This is a genomic window from Pseudomonadota bacterium, assembly GCA_016927275.1.
In the GTDB taxonomy this organism is placed as follows: domain Bacteria; phylum UBA10199; class UBA10199; order 2-02-FULL-44-16; family JAAZCA01; genus JAFGMW01.
The window spans coordinates 1-7,407 of the sequence record JAFGMW010000085.1; the positions used below are offsets into that span (position 1 = coordinate 1).

Consider the following 7,407-nt stretch of genomic DNA (forward strand, 5'->3'; position numbering starts at 1 on the left):
GTCGCTCTCCGTGCTGGGCGTGGACGGCACCATGAAGAAGTGGGGGCGCATGGCCCCCGACCTCGTGGGAAGCGTCTACGCCAAGACCGGCACGCTCGACGGCGTGAGCACGCTGGCCGGATACGTGCCCATGCCCGACCGGCGGCTCGCCGCGTTCGCCATCCTCGCCAACGGCCTCCCCAAGGGGCCGTGGGCGGCGAAGGAGGCACAGCTCAAGGTGGTGAGATCGATAGCGGGGGGACAGAGATGATACAGACCCGTGAGAGGAAGATCATCGAGGCGCTGCTCATCGCCTGCATAGCGGCCGGCTTCGCCTGCTTCGCGCTCGTCATCCTTCCCCAGCAGACGAGCCGCGCCGGCGGGGCGCCCACGCTCGCCGCGCGGCACGCGGGCATCTCCTCGATCGTGGATCTCGCGGCACGGGGGAAACGGGCCGAGGGTGGCAGGCACGAGGGGATATTCGCCCGCTTCGTGCCCGAGGGCTCGACCGAGGCCGCGCCGGCTGGGGGCCTCCAGGGACAGCCGGGGGAAGCGCCGCCGCCGGAGATCGACGAGATGGAGGGCGCGGGAGGCGCGGGGGTCGCCATAGACGACGGCGGCGAGGAGAGCATGCTCGCGTACGACCGGCCGCAGGCCGCCGCATCGCCGATGGCGGCACCCGAGGAGTCGGACCTCGCGCCGGGCGACCCCTACGGGGACTCGCCCGCCTTCGAAGAGGCAGCCCGGCAGGGAAAGGCGAGCGGGAAAACCAGGCTGGTCGTTCACCCGCAGTCGAGCATCGCCCTGGGGGCGCCGGCGGCGATCGACAGCGCCTCCGGCAGGCGCAGGATGGCGTGGCTGGCCACTCCCGACGGATTCGAGGCGGACGTCGCCTTCTGGCGCGACATCTACTCCCGCTACGACAAAAACTTCGTGGTCCTGCACCACCCCCGTCATCTCGGGATCGTCTACGACGTGGTGGACCTCGGCGACATCGAGCGGAACCCGAGGATAAACGACATCGAGCGGGAGCACATGCGCAAGAACCGGGTCGACGGGCGCAGGGACGCGATAGTGGCGGTGCTCGAGAAGCTCGCCACCTCGCCGGTCGACTCCACCCTCTCGAGCGAGGAGATGAGGATCAAGGGGCTCTTCGCCGGGGTGAACGAGCCGGACAGGTTCAAACGGGCGGCGCGCGAGGACGGGGTGAGGGGGCAGCTCGGGCAGAGCGACAAGTTCATCGCGGGGCTGGCCTACTCCAACCGCTACATGGGCGAGATAGAGAGGATATTTGCGGCGCACGGGCTGCCGGTCGAGCTCACGCGCCTCATCTTCGTGGAGTCGATGTTCATGACGCAGGCGCGCAGCTCGGCGGGCGCCTCCGGCATCTGGCAGTTCATGCGCGGGACCGGAAAGCGCTTCCTCCGTATCAACGAGATCTACGACGAGAGAAACGACCCGATCGCCTCGACGCACGCGGCGGCGAGGCTCCTGGCGCAGAATTACCGGGAGCTCGGCAGCTGGCCGCTGGCGATCAACGCCTACAACGCGGGCCGCGGCAGGATCGCCCAGGCGGTGGCGCAGCTCGGCACGCGCGACATAGCGAGGATCATGCGCGAGTTCAAGCACCCGGGCTACGCCTTCGCGTCGCGCAACTTCTTCCTCGAGTTTCTGGCCGCATACGACGTGGTCGAGCACCACGAGCGCCACTTCGGCAACATAAAATTTGACGAGCCCCTTCGCTACGAGGAGGTCTCGGTCGACTACCACGTCTCACTGCCGCAGATGGCTGAGATGACGCGCATTCCCTTCGACCTGATGGCCGAGCTCAACCCGATGTTCAGCCGCAGGGCGATGGAGGGCGTGCGCCTCGTGCCCGCGGGCACGGCGGTGAGGGTGCCCGAGGGCAAGGGCGAGTTTTTCATCTCGCTGGCCTCGCGCGCCACGAAGAGCAGGCGCGGCCCGGTGCACCACGTGGTGCAGGACGGCGAGACCATGGCCTCCATAGCCGACATCTACGGGGTGACCCCGGCCGAGATCATGAAGCAGAACCGCATCGGCCGAGGCGTGCACCGCGGCCAGACGCTCAAGATCCCTGTAAGATAACAAGAAGGCCCCGCGACTGCGGGGCCTCAAACCCGACTTGCCGATCTTCTTTACTGCACATACCTGTGTTCCTGCTTGTGACTCCTCAATTCCTCTCCTTGGGCCTTCAATTCTTGCCTCAGCTCCAGGACAGCAACCTCGAGCCTCTCCATCCTGCCCTCAAGCCTCTCGACCCTGACTTCGATAGCACCAAGCCTCTGGTCCATGCTGTCAAGCCTCTGGTCCATGCTGTCAAGCCTCTGGTCCATGCTGTCAAGCCTCTGGTCCATGCTGTCAAGCCTCTGGTCCATGTTATCAAGCCGCGCTGCAATCAGCGCGACATACTCCATGACCACCTTCATCTGGTCCTTGAGTTCTTCGATCAACACCGCATTGTAGTGCATTATCGTGTCCTTTTCGCCAAGTCCGCTGATCGGCGTGTCAACCTTGCCTTTGCCGTTCTCTTCGATCTTTCCAGCCCGCCTTTTGTTCCTCATGAAGCCTCCCTCGTCTATGCGAGCGCAGGTGCGCTGTCAATGCACGACTCGGATTTTCTATAAGCAAGAGTCATGCCGAGAGAGGGCTTATCCACAGGCAATAAATTTCGATTGAATATTGTCGAGTTACAAATCTTGTTCAATACAAGGGACAGTCAGAGGTGCACAAAAACGCAGCACCGTGCCCGGAAACTGTGCACCCCAAAAAAGGCCCCGCAACGAGTGTGGGGCACGATCTGCGCGCCCTGACCTCTTCGCAACTGCATTACTAAGGACAGCCAAAGACGGCGAGAAATGACAGTTGCACGAGTCAATTCTGCGTGTTAGCAAGCGGCGAAATGAATCGGACCCTCAGGATATCGGCGCTCATCGTGCTCGCGGCGTTTTTCGTCGCGGGCTGCGCGCGCACCCCCGAGCCCAAAACCAGCCAGAAGGTGATAAGGAGCTACTTCAAGAAGTACGGGAAAAAATACCCGACCACCGTGTACGGCAAAAGCAAGGTCAGGGACGTGGAGGTCACCGGCACCGACGAGATCCGAAAACACCTGGTGGCCGTGGACTCGTTCCTCACCCTGGCAGACGGCCAGGTTCAGCGCATTCACGCCACGCTCCAGAAGGGCCCGTTCGGCTGGAAGTTCGTGTCGTGGGAGCTCGCGGCACAGGGCTCAGCCCCCGCCCCCTGAAAAAGAAGACACCCTGAGATCCTCTCCGTCGGTCGATACCGCGACCGCGCCGTGCTCGTCGGTGCGCATGACGCGGCCCGCCGCAGCCTCGAGCCTCGCGAGCGCGTCCCTGTGGGGGAATCCGTAGGGATTCCCCATGCCGGCGGAGACCACCGCCACCTCGGGCCGCACCGCGGCGAGGAAATCGGCCGAGGAGGCGTCGGCGCTCCCGTGGTGTCCGACCTTGAGCACGCTCGATTCGAGCGGCATCATCGAGGTGAGGAGCGCGCGCTCTCCGCGGCCGGTGAGATCGCCCATGAAAAGGAACGAGCGGCGGCCGAACGAGAGCCTGGCCACGAGCGACGTGTCGTTGAAGTCGTCGGAGCCGGAGTCGGGCGCCGGTTCGATCGCGATCGTCGCCCCTCCCGATTCCATCTCAACGCCCCCCTCACCGACCATCTCCAGAGACGATCCCGACTCGCGCACCGCGGCCAGAAAGGCGCCCCACTCCGCCTCCTCGCTCTGCGGCGCATCGAGGCCGCTGGTCCAGACCTTCGCCGGGCCGAACTCGCGGAGAACCGATGCGAGCCCCGCGTAGTGGTCGTAGTGGGGGTGCGACAGCAGGACGCGGTCGATCCTGCGCACGCCCATGCAGAGCAGCGCGGGCGCGATCACCTCTTTCCCCACGTCGATGGAGGAGCGCTTGAGTCCCCCGCCGTCGATGAGGAGCGTCTCCCCGCCGGGAAACCGCACGAGCGCAGAGTCGCCCTGTCCCACGTCGAAGAACGTGACCGTGAGCCTGCGGTCGAAGGCGGGGAGAGCCTTGTAGTAGAGGACGTCGGTGAACATGGCGATGGCCAGCGATGATACCAGGACCGCCCTCCAGGGCAACCTCTTCCACATGGCGGCGCAGCACAGCGCGGCGTAGGCCAGCGCGAGCTCCGCGACCGACGGGGCCCACCTGCCGATGAGCGGCGCGCCGGCCTCCGACGAGAACGAGGCCATGCCGATCAGCCAACCGGCCGCGAGGCCCGCCCCCTTCCAGAGCGGCACGGCGGCACCCGAGGCCGCGGCCGAGAGGGCGGTCGCAGCGAGCACCAGCGGCTCGATCACGATGCCGGTGAGCGGCACCGCGAGCATGTTCGCGAAGAGCCCCACCGCGGTGAACGTCTTGAAGTGGTACGCCACCAGCGGCGCTGTGGCCGCGCACGCCGCGAACGAGACCGCCGCGAGGCCGAGCGCGGGGCGCAGGACCCTGCCCGCGATCCCGGGCTGCTCGCCCCTCTTTTTCAGGGCGCGGATCATCGGCGCCGCGATCAGCGCGATGCCGGCGACCGCAACCACAGAGAGCTGAAACGACACGGAGAGGACCGACTCGGGCGACACCGCGACGATCGCCGTCACGGCGATCGCGATCGAGTTGATGGCGTCGGGCCTGCGCATGAGGATGACGCCGGCGAGCCAGACAGAGAGCATGACCGCCGCGCGCACGGCGGAGATCGGGCATCCGGTGAAGAGGACGTAGCCCCAGACGGCGGGCAGCGTGACCCATGCGGCCATGGCCCTCGCGGGGATCCGGCTCACCAGCCGCGGCACGAGGCCGATGGTGAGCCTCACGAGGAGGTAGATCGCGAGCGCCACGTACCCCACGTGCAGCCCCGAGAGCGCGAGCAGGTGGGCGAGCCCCGAGCGGGCGAACCCGTCGCGGAGCTCCGGCGTGATGAGGGAGCGGTCGCCGATGGCCAGCGCCTTGACTATCGCCGCCCCGGGAAGGTCGAGCGCAGCGTCGATCGAGGCGCTCACCCTGCCGCGCGCGCCAGCCATCGCGCGCGAGGGCGACCAGCGCGGCCGCGCCTCGACCCTCGCCACGGGGCTGCGCGCCGTCGCGACCGCGCCTATCCCGAGCGAGAGGAGGTATCGCCCGTAATCGAACGACCCGGCGTTGCGGAAGACGCGCGGCCTCTTGATCTCGAGAAGCGCCCTCACCCGCTCGCCGTCGGCGAGGCGGTCCGGGACGAACCTCGCGTTCACGCGCACGGCCCCGCGCGCCCGCACCGCCCCGTCCTCCGTTGTGCCGCAGGAGCGAAGCGCCATGTCGAAAGAGACGCCCCACCCCTTCATGCGCGGCCGGCCCTCCACGATCCCCTCGCAGAAAAGAGGCGCGCCCCCTCCCGCGAGCCCGAGGGGGGCGAGGGCCGAGCGCGAAGAGAGCTGCGCCCGCCACGCGCCGAATGAGAACGCGGCGGCGATGGCGAGCGCGAGCGAGAGCGCTGCGGACCTTTTTCTCGCGACGAAGGAGAGAAGGGCGCACAGAGACAGCGCGGCCATGAATGAGAGCTGCGATGCCGAAGACGGCGTGATCTGGAATCCTGCGAGGGCGCCTGCGCTAAGCGCAAAGGCGAGGGGGACCGGAGCTCGGCACCGCGGAGAGCACGATGTTGATCTCGTCGAAGATGCGGGCTGCCTCGTCGCGCACTGCATCGTACTTGGAGCTAGTCTTTCTGCGGGAGAGAATCAAGCCCACTTTGTCGCGCAGCCCCTCGAGATAGCATCGAGCGGCGTCGGTCGGCCTCAGGGCGTAGAGCTTGAGCACCGATCTCACGTTTATGTTGTTGAGCCAGAGGTCCTCTCCCTCGAGCGTGACGCTCATGCCGCCGGTGATCGTGTCGTAGATGTTTCCAAGCCTGCCGAGCACCGCGTGCTGGAGCGAGTTGACCGCGCCGTTGAACTGCGCGTTCGATTTTCCGCCCTTGGACCACACGAACTGCTGGTACCTGTACAGACCGTGGGACAGACCGCAGAGCATGCCCACGTCGTTCGGGTTGTCGTGCACGAGTTCCCGCACATCGGTGTCGTTCACGCACACGCCCATGCCCGGATCATAGGTCCAGCGCTGGTCCGGTTCGGGACTGAAGGTGAGCTGATGGTCGAGAGGCAGGTCGGTGGAGTGCATGCGCTCTGCGCGCTCCCCGCGGCCTGTGATCTTTCTGGTGAGCTCCGATAACCTTTTGAAATCGCTTATCATCTCACTCGCAATCCGATGCGCGCACTCGCCCCCTGCTCTATTTATCGGCAAGGAGCCTATCCAAAGTTGCGGAATAGGCGGAAAGAAGTTCTTTTCCCGCCTTATCCTCGGCCAGGACCACCGTCATGGCCTTCAGGGCCTTCGTCTGGGCGTGGCTCAGTTTCAGGTTCCGGATGTTGTGGCCACTGAAGAAGATCTCCCCCCTGCGGCTGTCGAAGTGTATGGAGGCGACCTCGTTTTCCATGATGAAGGTGTATGTGACCCGGTCCCTGGATACCGCGATCACGCTGTCCGGCATGCGCCGGGGCCCGCGCCCCACGTGCCTCGAACGGCCGCCCATCATGCGAATGAGATCCAGAGAGGACGGCTTGTGCTCGTTGCCGCCTCCCTCTGCAGCCATCGGCTGTCTCTTTTTCTCGATATCTCTCATCCCGACCCCCCCAAGTTTATCCTCCCCGCGCATTTTATTGCAGATACTGTGCCATCGAGCCTCGGGGGAGCGGTTCATAAGGTGCTGTAAATTAACATTAATTAAGGTGCGATTCGGACGGGGGGCCTCTCAATTCGGTAAGAGTTCTCAAAACGGAATAATATCAGGCGATATGAGTCAGGATTTTGACATGTGAGCAGCGTGAGACTAATGACATCAGTATGCAAATTATCTGGATCGAGGGACACACGGTGCGGGGCGTTGGCCGGATATGGGCCGCGAGATCAAAGAAAGGCCTTTTGATCATATCCCTCTCAGGGGGAATGAAGGCCCTCCTCCACCGCCTGCCGCGCGATGCGAAAATCGTCCGGGACGCCGAGAGGTTTCGCAAGTTCTTTCATGCGATCGACATGGGGAGCGGATTCACGTTCAAGGGGGCGCTCGACCTGCGGGGCACCGAGTTTCAAAAGAGGGTCTGGCGCGCGATCGCGACCATCCCGCGCGGCCAGACCCGCAGCTACGCGTGGCTGGCAAAGAAGGCGGGCAGGCCGCGCGCGGCCCGTGCCGCGGCGAGCGCCTGCGGCGCCAATCCCCTGCCGCTTCTCATCCCCTGCCACCGCGTGATCGCCGGCAGCGGGACGCTGGGAGGCTTCTCCGGCGGCCCCACGTTGAAAAGAAAGCTCCTTATGTTGGAAGGTGTATTGGTTAAATAATAGATATTGTATTAGA

General features: G+C 65.2%; 7 protein-coding genes and 1 pseudogene. 5 read left to right on the top strand and 3 right to left on the bottom strand.

The window, feature by feature from the left end; translation table 11 throughout:
- From JXA24_05795 to JXA24_05810, 4 genes and pseudogenes are all read left to right on the top strand, one after another.
- On the top strand, positions 1–250 hold a 250-nt coding region (locus JXA24_05795), incomplete at its 5' end, for a D-alanyl-D-alanine carboxypeptidase (GenBank protein ID MBN1283266.1).
- Positions 247–2,085, top strand: a complete 1,839-nt coding sequence (locus JXA24_05800) for a transglycosylase SLT domain-containing protein (GenBank protein ID MBN1283267.1) — start codon at positions 247–249, stop codon at positions 2,083–2,085. The genes JXA24_05795 and JXA24_05800, both read left to right, overlap by 4 nt.
- A 196-nt stretch (positions 2,086–2,281) precedes the next feature.
- Positions 2,282–2,416, top strand: a pseudogene (locus tag JXA24_05805) (hypothetical protein).
- 483 nt (positions 2,417–2,899) lie between these two features.
- A complete protein-coding gene (locus JXA24_05810) occupies positions 2,900–3,244 on the top strand; it encodes a hypothetical protein (GenBank protein MBN1283268.1) in 345 nt (114 codons plus the stop codon).
- Here the strand turns inward: JXA24_05810 and JXA24_05815 are convergent.
- From JXA24_05815 to JXA24_05825, 3 genes are read right to left on the bottom strand one after another with little or no spacing between them, the layout of a single operon-like run.
- Complete coding sequence (locus JXA24_05815) at positions 3,227–5,551, bottom strand: DNA internalization-related competence protein ComEC/Rec2 (GenBank protein MBN1283269.1); 2,325 nt, start codon at positions 5,549–5,551, stop codon at positions 3,227–3,229. The two genes, JXA24_05810 and JXA24_05815, sit on opposite strands and share 18 nt — an antisense overlap.
- 58 nt (positions 5,552–5,609) lie before the next feature.
- Positions 5,610–6,248, bottom strand: a complete 639-nt coding sequence (locus JXA24_05820; GenBank protein ID MBN1283270.1) for a hypothetical protein — start codon at positions 6,246–6,248, stop codon at positions 5,610–5,612.
- 37 nt (positions 6,249–6,285) lie between these two features.
- A complete protein-coding gene (locus JXA24_05825) occupies positions 6,286–6,678 on the bottom strand; it encodes a hypothetical protein (protein MBN1283271.1) in 393 nt (130 codons plus the stop codon).
- Between the two features lie 221 nt (positions 6,679–6,899).
- Here JXA24_05825 and JXA24_05830 point away from each other — a divergent pair, with 221 nt between their 5' ends.
- The gene (locus JXA24_05830) at positions 6,900–7,391 is read left to right on the top strand and encodes a methylated-DNA--[protein]-cysteine S-methyltransferase (protein MBN1283272.1); all 492 of its coding nucleotides are present in this window, start codon (positions 6,900–6,902) and stop codon (positions 7,389–7,391) included.
- The last annotated feature ends 16 nt before the right edge of the window (positions 7,392–7,407 follow it).